This is a genomic window from Actinocatenispora sera, assembly GCF_018324685.1.
Lineage (GTDB): Bacteria > Actinomycetota > Actinomycetes > Mycobacteriales > Micromonosporaceae > Actinocatenispora > Actinocatenispora sera.
The window spans coordinates 2,402,493-2,423,136 of sequence record NZ_AP023354.1; the positions used below are offsets into that span (position 1 = coordinate 2,402,493).

Genomic DNA, 20,644 nt, shown 5'->3' on the forward strand with positions numbered 1-20,644 from the left:
GCTCCGGTGGCCGGGCCCGCCCGTGCGGGCCCGGCCACCGGCCTGTCCGGGCCCGCCCGCCCACTGGACCAACGGCGTACCGTTCGCGATCACGTTCCGGTGTTCAGTTAACGTCGCGGAACGATTCTGAGCAGGTCGGTTGTCAGCCGCTCGGTTGCCAGCAGGTTGGTTGTCAGGAGGCACCATGCGCCAACGTCGCATCGTCGCAGTCGCGTGTGCGGCGCTGCTCGTCGCCGGGTTCGCCGGCGCGTGCAGCAAGAACACCGGCGAACACACGAAGGGCCCGGCGATCCGGCAGGACGCCGGTTCGATCTCCACCGACCCGGCCGAGTCGCAGGGGCCGGCGAAGCCGATGCCGGGCGCGGTGCGCGGCGGCACGCTCTACTCCATCCAGCAGACCGACTACGAGACCCTCGACCCGCAGCAGATCTACGTCAACGCCTCGATCGCGGTGGGGCAGCTGTTCACCCGGACGCTGACGATGTTCCGCAAGGACCCGAAGACCGGCAAGGACCTGCTGGTCGGCGACCTCGCCACCGACACCGGTACCGATGTCGACCAGGACGGCAAGACCTGGCGGTACACCCTGAAGAAGGGGCTGAAGTACGAGGACGGGACGGCCATCACCGCGTCCGACGTGGCGTACGGGGTGGCCCGGTCGTTCTCGCCGCAGGTCGCCGAGGGTCCGCACTACATCCAGCAGTGGCTGACCGGCCGCACCGACTACAACAAGACCTACCAGGGCCCGTACGACGGGGGCGCGAAGATGCCGCCCGGGGTGACGGTCTCCGGCCGCTCGATCACGTTCCACCTGCAGCAGGCCGAGCCGGACTTCCCGTTCGCCGCCTCGATGGGGACCACCACGCCGCTGCCGCCGGCGCGCGACACCGGGCCGCGCAAGCTGTCCGACCACCCGTTCTCGTCCGGCCCGTACAAGATCGAGTCGTACCAGCGGGAGCACCAGCTGGTACTGGTGCGCAACAAGTACTGGGATCCGCGTACCGACCCGGTGCGGCACGACTACTTCGACCGGTTCGTCGTCGAGATGGGCCCGTCGCCGGTCGAGATCACCAACCGGTTGCTCGCCGACAACGGCAACGACCGGTACGCGGTGCAGGTCGGCGCGGTCGCGCCCGAGCTGATCAGCAAGGTGCTGGGGGATCGGAGCCTCGCCAAGCGCGAGCTCGCCGGCTACCTCGACTACGTCCGGTACCTGAACATCAACACCCGCCGGATCACCGACGTCGACGAGCGCCGCGCGATCAACTACGCGATGGACAAGGCGGGGTTCCTGCAGGCCGAGGGCGGCAGCCCGGTCGGTGACGTGGCCTCGACGATCCAGTCGCCGACCACGATCGGCTACCAGAAGTACGACGCGTACCCGACGCCGGGCAACCACGGCGACGTGGCGAAGGCCAAGAAGCTGCTCAAGGGCGCGAAGCCGAAGCTGGTACTGGCGTTCCCGAACACCGCCGTCGGCCAGAAGGAAGCGACGAAGATCCAGCAGAGCCTGAGCCGGGCCGGCTTCCAGATCGTGCTCAAGCCGGCCGACCAGGACAACTACCTGACGGTCCTGGGCCGGCGCGACAACCCGTACGACATCTACGTGTCGGCGTGGGCGTCGGACTGGCCGAGCGGCTCGACGATCATCCCGCCGCTGTTCGACGGCACCGCGATCGCCGCCTCCGGCAACAACTCCCGCACCTATCTGGACGCGAAGCCGGTCAACGACCGGATCGCGGCGATCTCGAAGGAGCCGGCGGCGAAGGGTGCCGGCGACTGGATGAAGCTGGACCGGCAGATCATGACCGACTACGCACCGCTGGTGCCGCTGTACTACGAGAAGAACCTCTCGCTGTACGGCAGCCGGGTGCACGGCATCCTGCAGGGCGGCGCGCCGCGGTACTACGACGCCTGGGTGACGCAGTAGCGGATGGCCGCGCATCGGGTGCTGCGGTGGGCGGCGGCGGGCATGGCAGTGCTCGCCGCCGCCACCGGCTGCACCGGCGCCGGCCACCGGCCCGATCGGGTGCGCCCCACCCTGTCCGGCCCGGCCGAGCCGGTGCCGGGGGCGAAGCGCGGCGGCACCCTGACGATCCTGCAGCAGGCCGACTTCGTCCACCTGGACCCGCAGCGCCAGTACGTGACGCACGCGAACGCGGTCGACCAGCTGATGGTGCGCACCCTGACGATGCTCAAGAACGATCCCCGCACCGGCCGGCAGGTACTGGTCGGTGACCTCGCCACCGACGCCGGCACCGACGTGCACCACGACGGGAAGACCTGGCGCTACACGCTGCGCGACGGGCTGCGGTACGCGGACGGCTCCACGGTGACCGCGGCCGACGTCGCGTACGGGGTGGCCCGGTCGTTCACCCCGCAGCTTGCCGACGGCCCGCACTACATCCAGCAGTGGCTGACCGGCACGGCCGACTACGACCGGACCTACCGGGGCCCGTACCGCGGCGGCGCGAAGACGCCGCCCGGCGTCACGGTGTCCGGCCGGACCATCACCTTCCACCTCGCCGCGCCGCACCCGGACTTCGGGTACGCCGCGTCGCTCGGCACCACCGCACCGATCCCGGCCCGTACCGACCCGGGGCTGGCGCACGCCGACGGGTACGACACGGCGCCGCCGGCGACCGGCCCGTACCGGGTGTCGAGGTACCAGCGGGGGGTGCAGCTCACGCTGGTGCGCAACCGGTACTGGGATCCGCGCACCGATCCGGTCCGGCACGACTACCCGGACCGGATCGTGGTGCGCATCGGCGCCGACCCGCGGCAGCAGACCGACCGGCTGATCGCCGACGAGGGCGCCGACCGGTACGCGGTGTCGATCGACGGCGTACCACCGGAACGCGTCGCCGGGGTGCTCGCCGACCGGTCGCTGCGCTCCCGCGAGGTGGTCGGCTTCTGGCCGTTCGTGACGTACCTGATGATCAACACGCGCCGGGTCGCCGGCATCGCCGAGCGGCGCGCGATCAACTACGCGATCGACAAGGCCGGCTACCTCGACGCGATCGGCGGCCCGTCGCACGGCGAGGTGGCCTCGACGCTGCTGTCGCCGACGGTGCTCGGCTTCGACCGCTACGACGCCTACCCGTCGCCCGGCCACGGCGGCGCCCCGGCCAAGGCACGCCAGCTGCTCGGCGGCCGGCACCCGACCCTGCGGTACGCCTATCCGGACACCTCGAAGGACCGGGCGGCGGTGAAACCGATGGTGGCGTCGCTGCGCCGGGCCGGCTTCCGGGTCGTCACGACCGCCCTGGCGGCGGCGGCGTTCTACCCCGCCGTCGCCCGGCCGGACAACCGCTACGACCTGTACCCGGTGTCCTGGGGTGCGGACTGGCCGACCGGTACGACCGTGCTGCCGCCGCTGTTCGACGGGGCCGGGATCCGGTCGAACGGCACCAACTGGTCACTGCTGTCGGTGCCGGCGCTGACCGACCGGCTGCGTGCGGTGAGCGCCGAGCAGACCGCGCCGGCGGCAGGCGACTGGGCGACGCTGGACCGCGACATCATGCGCCGGTACGCGCCGTGCGTGCCGCTGGTGTACATGAAGAACCTGTCGCTCGCCGGCAGCCGGGTGCACGGCGTGTTCCAGAGCGGCACCGCCGGCAGCCCGCTGTTCTACGATTCCTGGCTCGGCTGACGGCCGAGGCCCGACTCCTGGCTCGGCTGACGGCCGCGGTTCCCACCAGCTGACATCACAACCCGTTGATGCTGATTTGTGACCATCTCTCGATACGTTTCCCCAGGAAAGCGCTTTCGAGGGGGTTGACCAGGTGCGTCGGGTCGTCATTGCGTCGGCAGCCGCATTGCTGTGTGTCGGCGCGGCCGCGGGCTGCAGCAAGAACACCGGCGACAAGCCGATCGACAAGACCAAGCACACGGTGCAGACCAGCGCGGTCGACACGAACCCGGCGCACTCCGCCGGCCCGGCCAAGCCGGTACCGGGCGCGGTGCGCGGCGGCACCCTCTACGCGTTGCAGGAGCAGGACTTCGAGCACCTCGACCCGCAGAACGTCTACATCTCCGACGCGGAGTCGGTGTCGGAGTTGATGTCCCGGTCGCTGACCACGTTCCGGGAGGGCTCGTCCGGCAAGCTGACGCTGATCGGCGACCTCGCCACCAACCCCGGCGTCGACGTGCACCACGACTGCCGCACCTGGCGGTTCACCCTCAAGTCCGGCCTGAAGTACGAGGACGGGTCGACCATCACCGCCGCCGACGTGGCGTACGGGGTGGCGCGGTCGTTCGCGCCGGACATCAACCACGGCCCGCACTACATCCAGCAGTGGCTGGCCGGCTCCGTCAACTACAACGCCAAGTACAAGGGCCCCTACAACGGTGGCGCGAAGCTGCCGCCGGGGGTGACCGTCCAGGGCGACCGGCAGCTCACGTTCCAGTTCCCGAAGCCGGCCTGCGACCTGCCGTTCGCGGCCGCCTGGGGCACCACCGCACCGGTGCCGGCGGCGCGGGACCACAAGCCGCTCGCGCTGGACACCCACCCGTTCTCGTCCGGGCCGTACAAGATCGCCAAGTACACCCGGGGCACCGAGCTCGACCTGGTGCGCAACAAGTACTGGGACCCGCGGACCGATCCGCTCCGGCACGACTACCCGGACAAGATCGTCACCCGCATCGGCGCCACCGCCGACCAGCAGACGCACCGGGTGCTCACCTCGCACGGGGACGACGCCGCCACGGTGAGCCGGTCGGCGGTGCCGGCCGAGCTGGTCCCGGTGGTGCAGCGGGACGGCACCGCGCGCGACCGCACCCTGGCCGGCTTCACCCCGTACGTCGAGTACCTGAACATCAACACCGAGCGGGTCACCAGCCTGGCCGAACGGCAGGCCATCGAGTACGCCTTCAACCGGCGCGGCTACCTCCAGGTCGCCGGCGGGTCCGCGGCGGGCGAGCCGGCCACCACGATCGAGTCGCCGCTGACCGCCGGCTACCACCGGTACGACGCCTACCCGGCGGGCCCGTCGGGCAACGTGGAGAAGGCGAAGAAGCTGCTCGGCGGCAAGCACCCGAAGCTGGTGTACGCGTTCACCAACACCGAGGAGGGCCAGAAGAAGGCCACCGTGGTGCAGGATGCGTTGCAGAAGGCGGGTTTCCGGGTGGTGCTGCGGCCGGTCGACAAGTCCTCGTACTACGCCACGGTGGCGAAGCGGGACGCCGGCTTCGACATCTTCGTCACCGCCTGGGGCTCGGACTGGCCCAGCGGGTACACGATCATCCCGCAGCTGTTCGACGGGCGCGCGATGGACGTCAACGGCAGCTGGACCTGGCTGAACGAGAAGGATGTCAACGACCAGATCGCGAAGCTGTCCAACGAGGACGCCAACGCCGCGGCGGCCGGCTGGGCCAAGCTGGACGAGCACATCATGCGGGCCTACGCGCCGGTCGTGCCGATCGACTACAAGAAGAGCCTGACCCTGGTCGGTGACAAGGTCGGCGGCGTGTTCCTGAGCGGTTTCGTCGGCGCCCCCGTCTACTACGACGCCTACGTGAAGGCCTAGGAGTCCGCCCGGCCGAGCCGGGTGGCGGCGCTGACGACACCGCCTAGCGGCGGATGACCAGGCCCTCGATGCGCACGAAGAGGCTGCGTTCGGTGTCGTCGCCGGTGAGCGGATCGAAGCCGTCCAGGTAGACCCAGCCGTTCTCGGACGACGAGCGCACCCCGGTGACCCGGAACCAGTAGTTGGTGCTGAAGTGCGGACCGGCGGACGGGCCGATCAGGACCGTCTCGCCGGCACGTGGCAGCACGCCGCACACGGCGCTCATGATCGGTCACCCCGATGCTGCTGACGACTGGCGGCCACGACGGCCCCCTTCTCCGCCAGGGCCGGGCTCGCGGTACGGACGAGCCCGGCCGGCCGATCACGGACGCCGCCGCCCGGTCTGGCGAGGCGACGACGTCCGTGGCTTGGACGGACCGGCGAGCCGGACGTTTCAGATGGCGATGCCGGTCCTGGACAGTGTGCGCGTTAACAACCCAATACGCAACTCCCGAAGTTCGACCCGGAGCGTTTCGTCGCACTGGCTGTGCGTCGCGGTCGGGATCAGTTGTCCGATCGGGGGGCCAGGCCATGGCGTCGGATACCGCTCTTGTTGCACCATGTGCACATGTCGACCAGGACCAGCCCCACCGTCAAGCGTCGCCGCATCGCTGCCGAGCTGCGTCGACTGCGAGCTCGTACCGGAATGTCGGCCGAGGAGGCCGGCCGCCAGGTCGGCCTGAGCAAGTCGGCCATCAGCCGGATCGAGAACGCCGAGTCGACGCCGCAGGTCGCCACGGTTGCCGCACTGATGCGGCTCTACGGTGTTGCGGAGAGTGACATCGAGCAGATCTCCGACGTCGCCCGGCAGGCCCGTACCCGGGGCTGGTGGCAACGGTGGAACGATGTGCTGCCCGGGTGGTTCGACACGTATGTCGGGCTGGAATCGGAGGCCAGCCACATCAGCGAGTACGAGCCGCAGCTCGTACCGGGCCTGCTGCAGACCGCCGACTATGCCCGCGCGGTGATCCGTGCGGAGCACCCGGACGAGACCCCGGAAGCCATCGAACGCCGCGTTGAGCTGCGACTTCAGCGGCAGGAGCAGCGGTTGGAGCACCCGCCGAAGCTGTGGGTGGTGCTGGACGAGGCGGTGCTGCACCGCATCGTCGGCAGCCGCGACGTGATGCGCAACCAGCTCAAGCGGCTGGCCGACGTCGCGGTGCAACCGGGCAATGACATTCAGGTGCTTTCGTTCGAGGCGGGCGAGCACGGCTCCATGGGATCCGCATTCTTTATCCTCCGGTTTCCGGAGGCTGGTGACACTCCGTGCGTGTATCTGGAGACCAGAGCAGGTAGCCTCTACTTGGAGGAAATCGACGAGGTCGAGCAATACACGACCCTGTTCGACCATTTGCGTGCGACAGCGGTCGGTGTGCGTCGATCCGAGGAGATGATCTCCGAGGCAATAAACAGGCTCTAGACCTACCTGGGGCCTGCCCTACTGAGAAGAAAGGAGCGCGGGATGATGTCCTCGCCAGACCTGACCCGCGCCCTCTGGCGCAAGAGTACCCGCAGCAACGGCTCGGGTGCATGCGTAGAGGTGGCACGGAACCTGCCCGGAATTGTCGCCATCCGAGACAGCAAGGATCCGCAGGGTCCTGCCTTGACGGTGGCGCCGACCGATTGGGCGTCCTTCACCGCACTGGTCAAGGGCGGCCGGCTGGACGGCTGAGCACCGAGACAGGTTGACGACGGTCGGCCGCGACACCACTCGTTGGTGCAGCGGCCGACCGTTGCCGTGCCCACCCGGTCCGCGGTGCGCCGGGGCACCCGCCGCCGGGCCCGGCGGCCCGCGGCGGCGGCCGGGATATGTTGGGCGCACACGCTGGTACCGGGGAGGAACATCGATGAGCCGTCGGCTGCTGCTGGTGCACGCCCATCCGGACGACGAGGTGATCGGCACCGGCGCCACGATCGCCCGGTACGTTTCGGAGGGTGCCCAGGTCACCCTCGTCACCTGCACCCTCGGCGAGGAAGGCGAGATCCACGTACCGGAGCTCGCCCAGCTCGCCGCCGACCAGGCCGACCAGCTCGGCGGGTACCGGATCGCCGAATGGCGGGCGGCCACCGCGGCGCTCGGACTGACCGACGCGCGGTTCCTCGGCGGCGCCGGCCACTTCCGCGACTCCGGCATGATGGGCACCCCGGCGAACGACCACCCGCGCGCCTTCTGGCGGGCCGAGGTCGACACCGGTGCCGCCCTCGTCGCCGACATCATCCGCGAGACCCGGCCGCAGGTGCTCGTCACGTACGACCCGAACGGGTTCTACGGGCACCCGGACCACATCCAGGCACACCGGGTGGCGATGCGCGGCGCCGAGCTCGCCGCGCCCGACTGGCAGGTGCAGAAGATCTACTGGACCGCGGTGCCGCGCAGCATCTTCGCCGAGCGGCTGGCCGAGTTCGCCGAGCGGGCGGACAACCCGTTCGGGGATGCCCGTACGGTCGAGGACCTGCCGTTCGGGTGCGCCGACGAGGAGATCGCGGCCCGGGTGGACGGCTCCGCGTTCGCTGCGGCCAAGGCGGCCGCGATCCGCGCGTACCCGACCCAGATCCCGCCGGACAACTGGCTCAACACGCTGGCCGACACGGACGGTGGCGCGCTCGGTGTCGAGTACTTCCAGCTCGCGGCCGGTACCCGCGGCGTGCCGGACGGCTGGGAGGACGACCTGTTCGCCGGAATCGCCGAAGACGGCCCGCAGGCCGAGGCCGAGGCGGGGACGACTACGCTGCGCGCATGACCAGCCGCCGCGATCCGCAGGACGCGGGTCGCTCGCCGACCCGGCCGGGCGGCCCGCTCGATCTGGTGCTGCGGATCGCCGGCGGGATCGTCGCGGTGTGGGGTGCGGTCGTCGCGACGCTGCTCGAGGCGTTCCTCGTGCCGCTGCGGCTCGACGGCGTCCGGGTGCCGGTCTGCCTGCTGCTCGCGGTCGTCGGCAACATCGCCCTGATGCGGTTCGCGCACGCGGTGACCGGCAACCGGTTCGTCGCGCTGCTGCCCGGGCTGGTCTGGTTCGCGATCACGATCGCGCTGAGCAACCAGACGGCGGCCGGCGACACCGTACTGGTCGGCGGCGACTGGGTGCCGCTCGCGCTGCTGCTGCTCGGCGCCGCGTCGGTCGCGATCGGCGCCTACCTGGTCGTCGTGCCCCGCCGCCGATGACGCCCGCCGTTTTGCGCCGGCTTGCGGTGCCGGCCTTGCCGGCACACAGGTTGGTTGGGCATTCTGTGGCCGGATTCGCGCCAGGAGATCTGGACCTCGATGCCGACCGTACCGGTGCCGGCGTCGACCGGCGCGCCTCGCCGAGGACTGAGGGGTAATTCTCGTGTTGCGTCACCGCTGGACGCCGGTCGTGCTGGTCGCCCTTGCCCTGTTCGTGATCAACGTGATCGGCCGGGTGGTGGTCTACGTGGCCGGCATCGACGGCGACCAGCAGATGTTCATGGCCAGCCTGTACTCGATGATCGCGATGGTGCTCGTCGCCGGGTACGCGGGCTTCCGGTGGACCCGGCGGTACGAGATGGTTCGGGTCGTCGGCGAGGTCGGGCTCGCCATCATCCTGGGCAGCCTGCTGACCACGATGGTCAGCCCGCTGTTCGTCGGGCTCAACCCGTTCTCCGGCGGCGCCTCCATCTACCTGCGGATGCTCGGCGTCTGCTTCGTGCTCTGCGCGATCGGGGCGTTGGTCGGGTCGCTGATCGTGCTGGCGGTCGGGCAGGATCGGACCGGCCGGGCGTGGAAGTACCAGGAGCAGCGGTTGCGCGCGAAGCCGCGCCGTACCGCCAAGCGCTGAACCGGGGGCACCTCTGTGCGCCGAGGTGCGCCCGCGGCGCTGCCGTAAGGCCACTTCTGCCCGGCGCCGCTCGTGGCCAGCGGTGTAAAGCTCCCTCTACCCGGCGCCGCGGGGGGCTGGCGGTGTAAAGGCCACCTCTGTTCGCCGCTTTGACCCCGCGTGGGGGGATGCGAGGAGAGGGCTTCGCCCCCTCCTCGCGCTCCTTCTCCGTCAAGGGTGCCTTCGCCCCCTTGACCATCCCCCGCCGGGGACGCGGGGACGAGGTGTGGACGCCGCCTGGCTCGCTTCGGAACGTCGGGGACCGGTGAGCGGGCCTGACGCCGCCTGGCCGCACCGGAACGACAGGGTTCGGTCATGTGGCCGGACGGTGCCTGGCCGCTTCGGGGGTGTCGACCGCTGGGGTGGCGCTTCGGGGGTTACGGGGCGGTGCGGTAGTGGTAGTGGTGGTGGGGGTGGAAGGTGAGGCGGGCGTAGAGGGCGCGGGCTGCCGCGTTGTCCTCCTCCACCTGGAGGAACGCGGTGTGGGCGTGGTCGAAGGTGGCGTCGGCCAGGGCGGCCATCACGTGCCGGGCCAGACCACGGCGGCGAAACTGCGGTGCCACCTCGATCGCGCTGAGGCCCAGGTGCCCCTCGGCGACCGCGCCGCGGCCGATGGCGGCCAGCGTGCCGTCGATGCGTACCTCGGCGAAGTGGGTGTCGCCGGCGGTGAGCACGGCGGACGCCGCGGGGGTGACGCCCTTGCGCGCGCCGAACATCGCGAGCCAGTCGGCGGAGGGCGCACCGAACAGCTCGACCGGCGGCAGCCCGGCCGGCCGCTGCGCGGTACGCAGCCGGTCGATCGGCGCGGTGAGCAGCATCGTCGGCGCCTCGGCCGGCCAGCCGCGGGCGGCGAGTGCGGCGTCGAGTTCGGCGGCGCGGCGCAGGTCGGGGTCGTCGCCGGCGGTCGGTGCGTCCGGGTCGGCGGCGATGATCTGGGCGCGCGCCGGCTGGTCGTGCCGGCGGTACCAGGCGACGACGGCGTCGATCGCCTCGGCGAGCGGCAGGCCCGGGTCGCCGGCGGCGATGACCGAGTTGGCCCGCCGGGTCCAGCCGTCGGAGCTGCCCAGCAGCCAGTCGCCGAGCTGGTCGCGGTGCCGCGGCTGCCAGGTGGCCGCGGCGATGTGCTGCAGTTGCCCGGCCGACACCCGGCGGCGGCGTGGCGGTACCGGCTTCGCCGCCTCGACCTCGTCTCGCGGCACGGTGACGACCGGGCCGCCGCGGTCCGGCCGGACCGACACCGCGGTGTCGTCGGCGGCGACGAGCTCACCCAGTACGTCGAGGAACTTGCCGGCGCCGGCCGCATCTCGCACCCGGCGGCGAACGACCACGCGCCTGCCCACGTCTGCGCTGCTCAGCATGGCACTACTATCCGGCAGTATCGATGGCCGCGGCAGATCGGGGGTGCGGGGCGCCCAGATCGGGACAGCACACCCCCGCGGCGGTACGACGGGCCGGTCGGCAGTTAGGCTGTGCGGCGGAGACTCGCGGCCGGCGCCGATGCGGACCGCGGGCTGCCGGGAACGGAGAGGACGACGACCCGTGACATACATCATCGCCGAACCCTGCGTCGACGTCATCGACAAGGCCTGCATCGAAGAGTGCCCGGTCGACTGCATCTACGAGGGCAACCGGATGCTCTACATCCATCCGGACGAGTGTGTCGACTGCGGGGCATGTGAGCCGGTCTGTCCGGTCGAAGCCATCTTCTACGAGGACGACGTCCCGGAGCAGTGGCGCGACTACATCTCGGCCAACTACGACTTCTTCGACGACCTGGGCTCGCCCGGTGGCGCGTCGAAGGTCGGCAAGATCGAGAAGGACGCCGGCGTCGTGGTGGGGCTGCCGCCGCGGGAGAACGCGCACTGAGCGCGACACCGGTGCCGCATTCGGGCGGTCGCGTCTCGGCGCGGCTGCCCGATTTTCCGTGGGACCAGCTCGGCCCGTACAAGGCGCGGGCCGCGGCGCATCCCGGCGGCCTGATCAACCTGTCCATGGGTACCCCGGTCGACCCGGTGCCGGAGCCGGTGCAGGCGGCGCTCGCCGCCGCGGGCGACGCGCCGGGCTACCCGACCACCGCCGGTACGCCGGAGCTGCGAAGCGCGATCTCGACGTACCTGAGCGACCGGTTCGGGGTGCCCGGCACCGCCGGGGTGTTGCCGACGATCGGCTCGAAGGAGCTGGTCGCCGGGCTGCCGGCGCAGCTCGGTCTGGGCCCCGCCGACCTGGTCGTGATCCCGCAGCTGGCCTATCCGACGTACGCGGTCGGGGCCAGGCTGGCGGGCGCGCAGTGCCTCGCCGCCGACTCGCTCACCGCGATCGGCCCGCGGCGGGTCGCGCTGCTGTGGCTCAACTCGCCGGCGAACCCGACCGGCAAGATCTTGCCGGTCACCCACCTGCGCAAGGTGGTCGCCTGGGCGCGGGAACGCGGCGTGATCGTCGCCAGCGACGAGTGCTACCTGGAGCTCGGCGGCACCGAGCAGCCGGTGTCGATCCTGCACCCGGACGTGTCGGACGGCGACCTCACCGGGCTGCTCGCGGTGCACTCGCTGTCCAAGCGATCCAACCTCGCCGGGTACCGGGCCGGGTTCGTCGCCGGTGATCCGGCGCTGGTGGCCGAGCTGCTGGCGGTGCGCAAGCACGCCGGGCTGATCGTGCCGACGCCGGTGCAGGCGGCGATGACCGCCGCGCTGCGCGACCCGGCGCACGTCGACGCGCAGCGACAGCGGTACGACCGGCGGCGGGAGCTGCTGCGTGTCGCGCTGGGCTCCGCCGGGTTCACGATCGAGCACTCGCAGGCCGGGCTCTACCTGTGGGCCACCCGGGACGAGGACTGCTGGCAGACCGTCGAGTTCTTCGCCGAGCGCGGCATCCTCGTGTCGCCCGGCACGTTCTACGGCCCGGCCGGCGGCCGGCACGTGCGGGTGGCGCTGACCGCCACCGACGCGCAGGTCGCCGACGCCGCCGACCGGCTGGCCGGCTGACGGTAGCGGGTTGGTGCGGCCGACGGTCGCGCACCACCCCGCCAGCCTCTGCGGAGCAGGACCAGCCGCTCGCCGGCGAACTCGTGGCGCAGACCGGCGCGGCACCCGTCGGGGCGAGTCGGACGGCGCTCCCCGGTCAGTTGTGCGCGTGCAGCTCGGTGTTGAGGGCGATGCCGGTACGGCCGGCGCGCGGTACCGCCTCCAGCGCGCCGGTGAGCGAGTTGCGGCGCAGCAGCAGGTTCGGCTGGCCGGACAGCTCGCGGGCCTTGACCGTACTGCCGTCCGGCAGGGTCAGCTTCGCCCCGGCGGTGACGTAGCAGCCGGCCTCGACCACGCAGTCGTCGCCGAGTGAGATGCCGATGCCGGCGTTGGCGCCGAGCAGGCAGCGCTCGCCGATGCGGACCACCTCGGTACCGCCGCCGGACAGGGTGCCCATGATCGAGGAGCCGCCGCCGACGTCCGAGCCGTCGCCGACCACCACGCCCTGCGAGATGCGCCCCTCCACCATCGAGGCGCCGAGCGTGCCGGCGTTGTAGTTGACGAAACCCTCGTGCATGACGGTGGTGCCGGCGGCGAGGTGGGCGCCGAGCCGGACCCGGTCGGCGTCGCCGATGCGCACCCCGGTCGGGACCACGTAGTCGGTCATCCGGGGGAACTTGTCCACACTGGACACCGTCAACCGGTGGCCGGCGCTGCGGGCGGCGAGCCGCACCGCGTCGACCCGATCGGCGGCAACCGGGCCGAGGTCGGTCCAGGCCACGTTGGCCAGCACACCGAAGATGCCGGTCAGGTTCGCCTCGTGCGGCCGGATGTGCCGGTGCGACAGCAGGTGCAGCCGCAGGTACCCGTCGACGGCGTCGGCCGGCGGCTCGCCGAGCGAGCCGATCACCGTGGCGACCGCGACCGTACGCACGTCGCGGACCTCGTCGCGGCCCAGCGTCGCGGCGAGCTGGTCGCCGAGCACCTCGACCGCCTCGGTGGCGTCCAGCTGTGCGGTACCGGCACGCTCGACCCCGAACGGAGGGGCGCCGAGCCCGAGCTTGGCGGCGGGGAACCAGGTGTCCAGGATGGCGCCGTCGGCCTCGACGGTGGCGATCCCGACACCCCAGGCGGAAGTAGGCTTCGTCGTCACCCGCACCACCGTACCGGTGGGCCCTGGGCCGCGCCGACGCGTCCCGCCAGCCGGTCCACCGCTGGCACACCGGCTGGCGGATGCGCCGCGTCAGCCGGTCGGCAGGTAGCGGGTGAACCAGTCCAGCAGCCGGGTGTGCTGGTCCAGAATGGCCCGCTGTCCGCGCGTCACGTGCCCTTCGTTCGGGTAGCGCACGTGTTCGACCGGGGTGCCCGACTCGGTCAGCGCGGTGGCGAACTCGGTCGACTGCACCGGCGGTACGCCGGTGTCGTCGGCGCCGGCGAACAGCAGCGTCGGGGTGCGTACCCGGTGGGCGAGCGACAGCGGGCTGCGGGTGAAGTGCGGGCCGCCCGGCATGTCCGGGGTGGCACCGAGGAACGCCACGTCGAACCAGCCGATCTCCGAGGCGAAGTGCTGCACGTACCAGTCGGTGACCGAGGACGCGGCGACCGCGGCGGCGAACCGGTCCGGGTGCGCACCGACCAGCCAGCAGGACATGAACCCGCCGTAGCTGTGCCCGGTGACACCGATCCGGCCCGGCTCGGTGACCCCGCGGTCGATCATCGCGTCGATGCCGGCGAGCAGGTCGCCGGCATCCGCTCCGCCCATGTCGCCGACGACCCGGTCGACGTACGTCCGGCCCCGTCCGGTGGAGCCGCGCGGGTTGACCGACAGCACCGCGTAGCCGTGCGCGACGAGCAGCGGGATCAGCGGGTAGCCGAGCTGCCAGCGGTTCCGGAACGCGAGCACCGGACCGCCGTGCACGTGCAGGATCAGCGGATGCGGGCCGGACTCGTCGGGTCGGGCGAGGAAGCCGCCGATCCGCAGCCCGTCGGGGGCGATCCAGTCCACATAGGACAGTGTGCCGGCGCCGTCCCGGACCCGGTGGCCGCCGTCGTGCCCGGCGGCCAGCACGGTGCGCGGGCCACCGTCCTCGCCGAAGACGACCAGCTCGGGCGGCTGCGCGTAGCTGGACTGCACGGCGACGAACCGCCGCCCCGGTAGCGGCGCCAGCGCCGGCAGGAACTGGCCGATCGTGTCGGTGCCGGACCAGATCTCGTCGCTCGACCGCCGCCCGACGAACGGGGCGGTGGCGGCGACGGTCGGCGCCGCCGGCCGTGCCGGGACGTGCTCGACACCGGTTCCGGACACCACGCCGACAACCGTCTCGGGCTCGCGGATCCCGGTGTACCACAACGCATCGCGCCAGCACAGGTCGGTGACGTCGACGCCGTGGGTGTCCACGTCGGACACCTGGCCGGTGGTCGGGTCGAGCAGCTTGGGTTGGCCGGCGACCACGCCGCGGTCGGAGCACCAGGACTCGACGAACGCGACCGCGGAACCGTCCGGTGCGCCGGCGGGCAGTGCGACCTGCCGGTCCGACCGGTACCCGACCTGCTGCCCGCCGGCCACCTCGATCAGCGTGAGCGTCGCGGTGTACCAGGAGTTCTCGGTGGGACGGTCGGAGACGACCGCGGCGATCCGGTCGGTCCCGCACCAGTCGGCCTCCCAGACCGCGCCGGTGACGGTCAGTCGCTGGACGGAACCGGTTGCGGTGTCCCAGATCCACAGCCCGCGCTCGCCCTCGTCGGCGCCGGTACCGGTGACCGCGGGCTCGTCGCCGCTGCCGGTACCGGGGGCCGGGCGCTGGACGCCGAGCAGCAGCCGGCGCGCGTCCGGCGCCCAGCGCAGGTACTCGACCGTGCCGGGCACCGACGGTGCCGGGGTGTCGGCGCCGGTGTCCGGGTCGACCAGCCGGGCGGCGCCGGCGGTGGCCACCGCGAGGCGGGCACCATCGGGTGACCACTGTGGACAGGCGTCGCCGCCGCTGCCGAGCCGGGTCGTCGCGCCGGTGTCGAGGTCGACCAGGTGCAGCACGGCGTCGGGCCGGTCTCGCCAGGCGGACCGGACCTCGCCGATGACGGCGGCCCGCCGGCCGTCCGGTGCGGCGTCCACCGCGAGCACCTGCCCCAGCCGGCCGAACGACGAGCCGTACAGCGCGGTGAAGTGCTCCTCGACGGTGCGTCGTGAGGTGCTGTCGGTTCCCACTGTGTGCTCCTGTCCACGCCCGCTTTTCACGACCTGTCGGACAATGCTAGACAAGTTCCAGCGCCGAGGTTCGGCGGTGTGAGGCGGTGTGTGATGGGACGACCTGCCCGGTGGGGTGTCGCGGTGCTGGCACTCGGTGTGACGGTGACGGCGCTCGCGGGGTGTTCGAAGAACACCGGCGAGCACGGCGGTACGACACCACGGCCGAAGATCTCCGGTGGGATCGCGACCGATCCGGCCGACTCGCGCGGTCCGGCGCCGGCGGTGGCGGGTGCGCGCAAGGGCGGCACCATCGACCTGCTGCAGGCCAGCGACTACGGCCACCTGGACCCGCAACGCACGTACTCGATCCGGGAGTTCGCGATCGAGCAGGAGTTCGCCCGGCCGCTCACCTCGTTCCGGCAGGGCCCGGCCGGCAAGATCACGCTGGTCGGTGATCTCGCGACCACACCCGGTACCGACGTGCATCACGACTGCACGACGTGGCGGTTCACCCTCAAGAACGGCCTGAAGTACGCCGACGGCAGCACCATCACCGCCGCCGACGTGGCGTACGGGGTGGCGCGGTCGTTCGCCTCGTTCGAGGCCGACGGCCCGCACTACATCCAGCAGTGGCTGGCCAACTCGCCGGACTACAACGCGAAGTACCACGGGCCGTACGACGGGGGAGCGCCCGTGCCGCCCGGTGTCACCGTCTCCGGGCAGACGCTGACGTTCACGTTCGCCAAGCCGCACTGCGACCTGCCGTTCGCGGCGTCGATGGGTACCACGGTGCCGGTGCCGAAGGCCAAGGACACCAAGCAGAAGTACGACCTGGCGCCGTTCTCGTCCGGGCCGTACCGGATCGCCGGCTACGCCAAGGGCAGCAAGCTCACGCTGGTGCGCAACAGGTACTGGGATCCGGCCACCGACCCGATCCGGCATGCCTACCCGGACCGGCTCGTGGTCAAGATGGGCCTGACCGACGAGTTGCAGGCCAACCAGGAGATCGCCGACTCCGGCGACGCGCAGTACTCGATCTCGCAGAACAGCGTGCCGCAGCAGCTGCTGTCGAAGGTCACCGGCGACGTGGCGGCGCGCAGTACCAAGGGCCTCACCTCGTTCGTGCAGTACCTCGCGATCAACACCCAGCGGGTCAGGGATCTGCAGGTGCGCAAGGCGATGGAGTACGCGATCAACCGGGCCGGGCTGGTGCAGGTGGTCGGCGGTCCGCTGCGCGGCACGCCCACCACGACGATGCTGTCACCCGCCACGATCGGCTACCACCAGTACGATGCGTACCCGGCCGGGCCGAACGGTGACCCGGCGAAGGCGCGGAAACTGTTGCACGGCAAGCATCCCAAGCTCGTGTACGGGTACGAGAACAACGCCGAGGGGCAGAAGCAGGCGACGGTGGTGAAGGCGGCGTTCGAGAAGGCGGGGTTCCGCATCTCGCTGTCGCCGATCGACGCGGCGACTTTCTACTCCAGCCAGCAGCGCCGGGACAACCCGTGGGACTTCTACCTGGCGAACTGGGCGGCGGACTGGCCGAGCGGTTCGACGGTGCTGCCGCCGCTGTTCGACGGCCGCGGGTTGCAGCCGCAGGGCAACTCCGACACCTCCTATCTCAACGATCCGGCGGTGAACAAGCAGATCGACCGGATCGGCGCGCTGCCGTTCGCGCAGGCCGCGCCGGAGTGGGGCAAGCTCGACCAGCAGATCGTGACCGACACCGCCGCGGCGGTTCCGGCGTACGACTCGAACTTCGTCGGTGTCAACGGATCCCGGGTCGGCGGCGTGGTCCTCTCCAAGGTGCTCGCCACCCCCGTCTTCACCGACGTCTACGTCAAGGGGTCATGACGCGCCCGGCGGGTTGTCGATCACTCGCGGACTCGCGCCGAGGTTGCGCCCGAGCTTGCGGGTGTAGGTGGGGACCGAGTCGACCAGTGTGTCGATCACGGGAAAGGCTCCCACGAGTTCCCTTGCCTCGGCTGCAGCGTCGGCGAGCGCGGCCGGTGTCCGATCGACCAGATCGGTGACCCGGCCGAGTACCTCGTCGGCGTCGAGCCGCACAGCCTCAGCCCGTGAAGCCGAGCAGCGATGTACCGCTCGTCGACCGGGATGAGCTCACCATCGGTGGTGGCTTCCTCGACCCGCTCGGGGAGTACGAACTGGACAGCGCCCGCGACGTCCTCGCCCACGTGGGTGAGCAGTGCGAAAGGGCTCTGCGCCGAGACACGGAACTGCGCCGCCCACGATCGAGCACGTACGGGTTTTCCGGCAGTAAGCCACGAAGGAAGGGTCGACGACTCGGTGCGGGTGCTCGTGGCGAGTCAGCGCCATCGACAGCGACAGGGGCGTGGCGTTCGGATCGGCACGGTAGTCGTCGTCTTAGGTGAAGGACAGACGGCCGTGCCGGTCCTGCGCGACGTGGCCGGCGATCCGTCCCTCCAGGATCACTTCCAGCCGCTCGGGTCGCGCCGTGGGCGGCATGTCAGCGGCCTTTCCGGGCACCGGCCTGGCCTTGGGCATGGGCATCTTTCGTCCGGTGTCCGAGTCGGTCGCGACGGCTCCGGCGGCACGTGCCGGGACGTCGGTCGGGTCGGGCGCGGGTGCGACAGGATGTTCCGGGACGTCGACGTTCATGCTCAGGCCGAGCGCGGACAGGAGTGCGAGCACTCTCGCCAGTGCCGCACCGCCGTGGCCGGACTCGACCTGGTTGATCCACAGTCGGCTCGTGCCGACCCGTGCCGCCAACTGCGCCTGGGTCATGCCCAGTGCCTTGGGTTGGTCATGGACCAGGTTGCCGACGTCCTGGACGGTCTTGACTCGCAAGGCGGCCCCTCTTCATTCTCGCGAATGCCAACTGTATGGGATCGCTTACATTTCGTAATGTCTCCGATAACTTACTTTTCAAAATGTCAGCGATAGCTGACATAGCCGGATGGCTGCTATCCCTTACATCCCGCGCGGGGCAGCGGCGCCACGAGCGAGGCTTTGTGCGCGTCGTAGGGTGCGGCGGTGGACAGTTTGAGTAGCGAGACGCTGGCCGATCCGGTGGCGCTGACCCGGGCGCTGGTGGACATCGAGTCGGTGTCCGGCGACGAGCAGCGCATCACCGACCTCGTCGAACGGGCGCTGCGCTCGGCGCCGCACCTGGCCGTGCAGCGCGACGGCAACGTGCTCTGTGCCCGTACCGAGCTGGGGCGGGAGCGGCGGGTCGTGCTCGCCGGTCACCTGGACACGGTGCCCATCGCGGACAACGTGCCGGCCCGGGTGGACGGCGAGGTGATGTACGGCTGCGGCACCAGCGACATGAAGTCCGGCGACGCGCTGGCGCTGCACCTCGCGGTGACGCTGGCGGCGCCGCGGCACGACGTGACGTACCTGTTCTACGACTGCGAGGAGGTCGAGGCCGAGCGCAACGGCCTCAACCGGATCGCCCGCACCCGGCCGGACTGGCTTGCCGCCGACTTCGCCATCCTGCTGGAGGGTACGTACGGCGAGATCGAGGCCGGCTGCCAGGGGACCATGCGGGCCCGGCTGACCACCACCGGGGTGCGCGCGCACTCGGCCCGCAGCTGGCTCGGCAGCAACGCGATCCACGCCGCAGGCGAGGCGCTCGACCGGCTCCGGGCGTACCAGCCGCGCACCGTGATGATCGACGGGTGCGAGTTCCGGGAGGGGCTGAACGCGGTGCGCATCGCCGGCGGGGTGGCCGGCAACATCGTCCCGGACGAGTGCACCATCGACGTGAACTTCCGGTTCGCCCCGGACCGTACCGAGGCGCAGGCGCACGCGCACGTTCGCGAGGTGTTCGCCGGACTGCCGGTGGGGATCGAGATCACCGATTCGGCGCCGGGCGCGCCGCCCGGGCTGTCCGAACCGGCCGCGGCGGAGTTCCTGGCCGCAATCGGTACGAAGCCGCGCGGCAAGTTCGGCTGGACCGACGTGGCCCGCTTCGCCGCCCTCGGCATCCCGGCGCTCAACTACGGCCCCGGCGACCCGAACGTCGCGCACGCCCGCGACGAGCGCGTCGAGATCCCGCGCATCCGGTCCGGCGCCGAAGCGCTCCGCCGCTGGCTCGCCTGAGCCACTGCCGACCGGAACGGCGCCGCACCACGATCAACAGTGCTCCGCCGCCGGCTCGCCTGAGCCACTGTCGAACGCAACGCTCCGCACCACGATCAACCGGTGTGGGGCGGACCGGTGGGACGGTGGGCGGGTGGTACCGCTGGCGGGGTGGGGTGCTGGCTAACGTGGGGGCCATGAGTGACGGATCCGGGGTGGACGAGGGCCGGTCGACCGATCGGGACCGGTCGGTGAAGGGGCCGAGCTGGCAGCGCGGCCCGGTGGTGCTGCGTCGCGCGTCGCTGCCGCGAAGCATGGTCGACCAGCGGCTGCTGGACTCCCGGGAGCCGGTCGACTGGGTGCACACCGACCCGTGGCGGGTGCTGCGCATCCAGTCCGAGTTCGTCGAGGGGTTCGGCGCGCTGGCCGAGCTCGGCCCGGCGGTCAGCGTGTTCGGCTCGGCCCGTACCAAGCCCGGCTCCGAGGAGTACCGGCTGGCCGAGCAGCTGTCCGCCGCGCTCGCCCGCGCCGGGTACGCGGTGATCACCGGCGGCGGCCCCGGCACCATGGAGGCGGCGAACAAGGGTGCCAGCCTGGCCGGCGGCACGGCGGTCGGCCTCGGCATCGAGCTGCCGTTCGAGCACGGTCTCAACGACTGGGTCGACCTGGGCATCAACTTCCGGTACTTCTTCGTGCGCAAGACGATGTTCGTCAAGTACGCGAGCGCGTTCTGCGTGCTGCCCGGCGGGTTCGGCACCATGGACGAGCTGTTCGAGGCGCTGACGCTGGTGCAGACCAAGCGCGTCACCTGGTTCCCGGTGATCCTGCTCGGCCGCTCGTACTGGCAGGGGCTGCTCGACTGGCTGCGCGACACGATGGTGCCGGCCGGCACGATCAACCCGTCCGACCTGGATCTGATCCGGGTCACCGATGACGTCGACGAGGCGGTGGCGTGGGTGCTGGAGAGCGACCAGGCGCGTGATGCCCGGAAGCCCGACCCGCACACCACCGAGCCGCCGGTGGAGGGCTGAG

19 protein-coding genes and 1 pseudogene are annotated in these 20,644 nt (G+C 71.3%); 13 read left to right on the top strand and 7 right to left on the bottom strand.

Annotation, left to right across the window (positions count from 1 at the left end):
* The first annotated feature begins 184 nt into the window (after positions 1 to 184).
* The 3 genes from Asera_RS11550 (at position 185) to Asera_RS11560 (ending at position 5,528) form a co-directional block, all read left to right on the top strand.
* A complete protein-coding gene (locus Asera_RS11550) occupies positions 185 to 1,930 on the top strand; it encodes an ABC transporter substrate-binding protein (RefSeq protein WP_030449108.1) in 1,746 nt (581 codons plus the stop codon).
* Between the two features lie 3 nt (positions 1,931 to 1,933).
* Entirely contained in the window at positions 1,934 to 3,652 is a 1,719-nt protein-coding gene (locus tag Asera_RS11555) for an ABC transporter substrate-binding protein (protein ID WP_030449109.1), read from the top strand.
* A gap of 133 nt (positions 3,653 to 3,785) precedes the next feature.
* Entirely contained in the window at positions 3,786 to 5,528 is a 1,743-nt protein-coding gene (locus tag Asera_RS11560) for an ABC transporter substrate-binding protein (protein WP_030449110.1), read from the top strand.
* Between the two features lie 43 nt (positions 5,529 to 5,571).
* Here Asera_RS11560 and Asera_RS11565 read toward each other — a convergent pair whose 3' ends face one another.
* Entirely contained in the window at positions 5,572 to 5,793 is a 222-nt protein-coding gene (locus Asera_RS11565) for a hypothetical protein (RefSeq protein WP_030449111.1), read from the bottom strand.
* A 342-nt stretch (positions 5,794 to 6,135) separates the two neighbouring features.
* On the opposite strand from Asera_RS11565, the gene Asera_RS11570 reads away from it, so the two are divergent.
* The 5 genes from Asera_RS11570 to Asera_RS11590 all read left to right on the top strand — a co-directional run bounded on the left by Asera_RS11570 (position 6,136) and on the right by Asera_RS11590 (position 9,361).
* A complete protein-coding gene (locus Asera_RS11570) occupies positions 6,136 to 6,987 on the top strand; it encodes a helix-turn-helix domain-containing protein (protein WP_030449112.1) in 852 nt (283 codons plus the stop codon).
* Between the two features lie 42 nt (positions 6,988 to 7,029).
* Complete coding sequence (locus Asera_RS11575; RefSeq protein WP_244843839.1) at positions 7,030 to 7,239, top strand: DUF397 domain-containing protein; 210 nt, start codon at positions 7,030 to 7,032, stop codon at positions 7,237 to 7,239.
* A gap of 175 nt (positions 7,240 to 7,414) precedes the next feature.
* Positions 7,415 to 8,308 carry an N-acetyl-1-D-myo-inositol-2-amino-2-deoxy-alpha-D-glucopyranoside deacetylase gene (gene mshB / locus Asera_RS11580; protein WP_030449113.1) on the top strand — a complete coding sequence of 298 codons (894 nt, stop codon included), beginning with the start codon at positions 7,415 to 7,417 and terminating at the stop codon, positions 8,306 to 8,308.
* Positions 8,305 to 8,730, top strand: coding sequence for a hypothetical protein (locus Asera_RS11585; RefSeq protein WP_051802904.1), 426 nt, complete (start codon positions 8,305 to 8,307; stop codon positions 8,728 to 8,730). Before mshB ends, Asera_RS11585 begins: the two co-directional genes overlap by 4 nt.
* Positions 8,731 to 8,893: 163 nt before the next feature.
* Complete coding sequence (locus tag Asera_RS11590) at positions 8,894 to 9,361, top strand: hypothetical protein (protein ID WP_030449115.1); 468 nt, start codon at positions 8,894 to 8,896, stop codon at positions 9,359 to 9,361.
* Positions 9,362 to 9,777: 416 nt separating this feature from the next.
* On the opposite strand, the gene Asera_RS11595 is transcribed toward Asera_RS11590, so the two are convergent.
* Positions 9,778 to 10,758 carry a GNAT family N-acetyltransferase gene (locus Asera_RS11595; protein ID WP_035298371.1) on the bottom strand — a complete coding sequence of 327 codons (981 nt, stop codon included), beginning with the start codon at positions 10,756 to 10,758 and terminating at the stop codon, positions 9,778 to 9,780.
* A gap of 181 nt (positions 10,759 to 10,939) precedes the next feature.
* On the opposite strand from Asera_RS11595, the gene fdxA reads away from it, so the two are divergent.
* Positions 10,940 to 11,266 carry a ferredoxin gene (gene fdxA, locus Asera_RS11600; protein ID WP_030449117.1) on the top strand — a complete coding sequence of 109 codons (327 nt, stop codon included), beginning with the start codon at positions 10,940 to 10,942 and terminating at the stop codon, positions 11,264 to 11,266.
* An 11-nt stretch (positions 11,267 to 11,277) separates the two neighbouring features.
* On the top strand, positions 11,278 to 12,381 hold the full coding sequence (dapC, locus tag Asera_RS11605; RefSeq protein WP_030449118.1) for a succinyldiaminopimelate transaminase: 1,104 nt from the start codon (positions 11,278 to 11,280) through the stop codon (positions 12,379 to 12,381).
* A gap of 136 nt (positions 12,382 to 12,517) precedes the next feature.
* Here the strand turns inward: dapC and dapD are convergent, their stop codons facing one another.
* Complete coding sequence (gene dapD / locus Asera_RS11610) at positions 12,518 to 13,513, bottom strand: 2,3,4,5-tetrahydropyridine-2,6-dicarboxylate N-succinyltransferase (protein ID WP_030449119.1); 996 nt, start codon at positions 13,511 to 13,513, stop codon at positions 12,518 to 12,520.
* 90 nt (positions 13,514 to 13,603) lie between these two features.
* Positions 13,604 to 15,562 carry a S9 family peptidase gene (locus tag Asera_RS11615; protein ID WP_030449120.1) on the bottom strand — a complete coding sequence of 653 codons (1,959 nt, stop codon included), beginning with the start codon at positions 15,560 to 15,562 and terminating at the stop codon, positions 13,604 to 13,606.
* A gap of 123 nt (positions 15,563 to 15,685) precedes the next feature.
* On the opposite strand from Asera_RS11615, the gene Asera_RS11620 reads away from it, so the two are divergent.
* A complete protein-coding gene (locus tag Asera_RS11620) occupies positions 15,686 to 17,401 on the top strand; it encodes an ABC transporter substrate-binding protein (protein WP_035298373.1) in 1,716 nt (571 codons plus the stop codon).
* Here Asera_RS11620 and Asera_RS33040 read toward each other — a convergent pair.
* The 3 genes and pseudogenes from Asera_RS33040 to Asera_RS11630 all read right to left on the bottom strand — a co-directional run bounded on the left by Asera_RS33040 (position 17,396) and on the right by Asera_RS11630 (position 18,376).
* On the bottom strand, positions 17,396 to 17,614 hold the full coding sequence (locus tag Asera_RS33040; protein ID WP_030449122.1) for a hypothetical protein: 219 nt from the start codon (positions 17,612 to 17,614) through the stop codon (positions 17,396 to 17,398). The two genes, Asera_RS11620 and Asera_RS33040, sit on opposite strands and share 6 nt — an antisense overlap.
* A gap of 104 nt (positions 17,615 to 17,718) precedes the next feature.
* Positions 17,719 to 17,793 (bottom strand): annotated as a pseudogene (locus Asera_RS33910) (hypothetical protein); the annotation flags it as partial.
* A gap of 139 nt (positions 17,794 to 17,932) precedes the next feature.
* Positions 17,933 to 18,376, bottom strand: a complete 444-nt coding sequence (locus tag Asera_RS11630) for a helix-turn-helix domain-containing protein (protein WP_157035130.1) — start codon at positions 18,374 to 18,376, stop codon at positions 17,933 to 17,935.
* Positions 18,377 to 18,562: 186 nt separating this feature from the next.
* On the opposite strand from Asera_RS11630, the gene dapE reads away from it, so the two are divergent.
* Both dapE and Asera_RS11640 read left to right on the top strand, forming a co-directional pair.
* Positions 18,563 to 19,633 carry a succinyl-diaminopimelate desuccinylase gene (gene dapE, locus Asera_RS11635; protein ID WP_030449124.1) on the top strand — a complete coding sequence of 357 codons (1,071 nt, stop codon included), beginning with the start codon at positions 18,563 to 18,565 and terminating at the stop codon, positions 19,631 to 19,633.
* A gap of 176 nt (positions 19,634 to 19,809) precedes the next feature.
* Positions 19,810 to 20,643: an LOG family protein gene (locus tag Asera_RS11640; protein WP_084132634.1), complete on the top strand. Its 834-nt coding sequence runs from the start codon at positions 19,810 to 19,812 to the stop codon at positions 20,641 to 20,643.
* The last annotated feature ends 1 nt before the right edge of the window (position 20,644 follow it).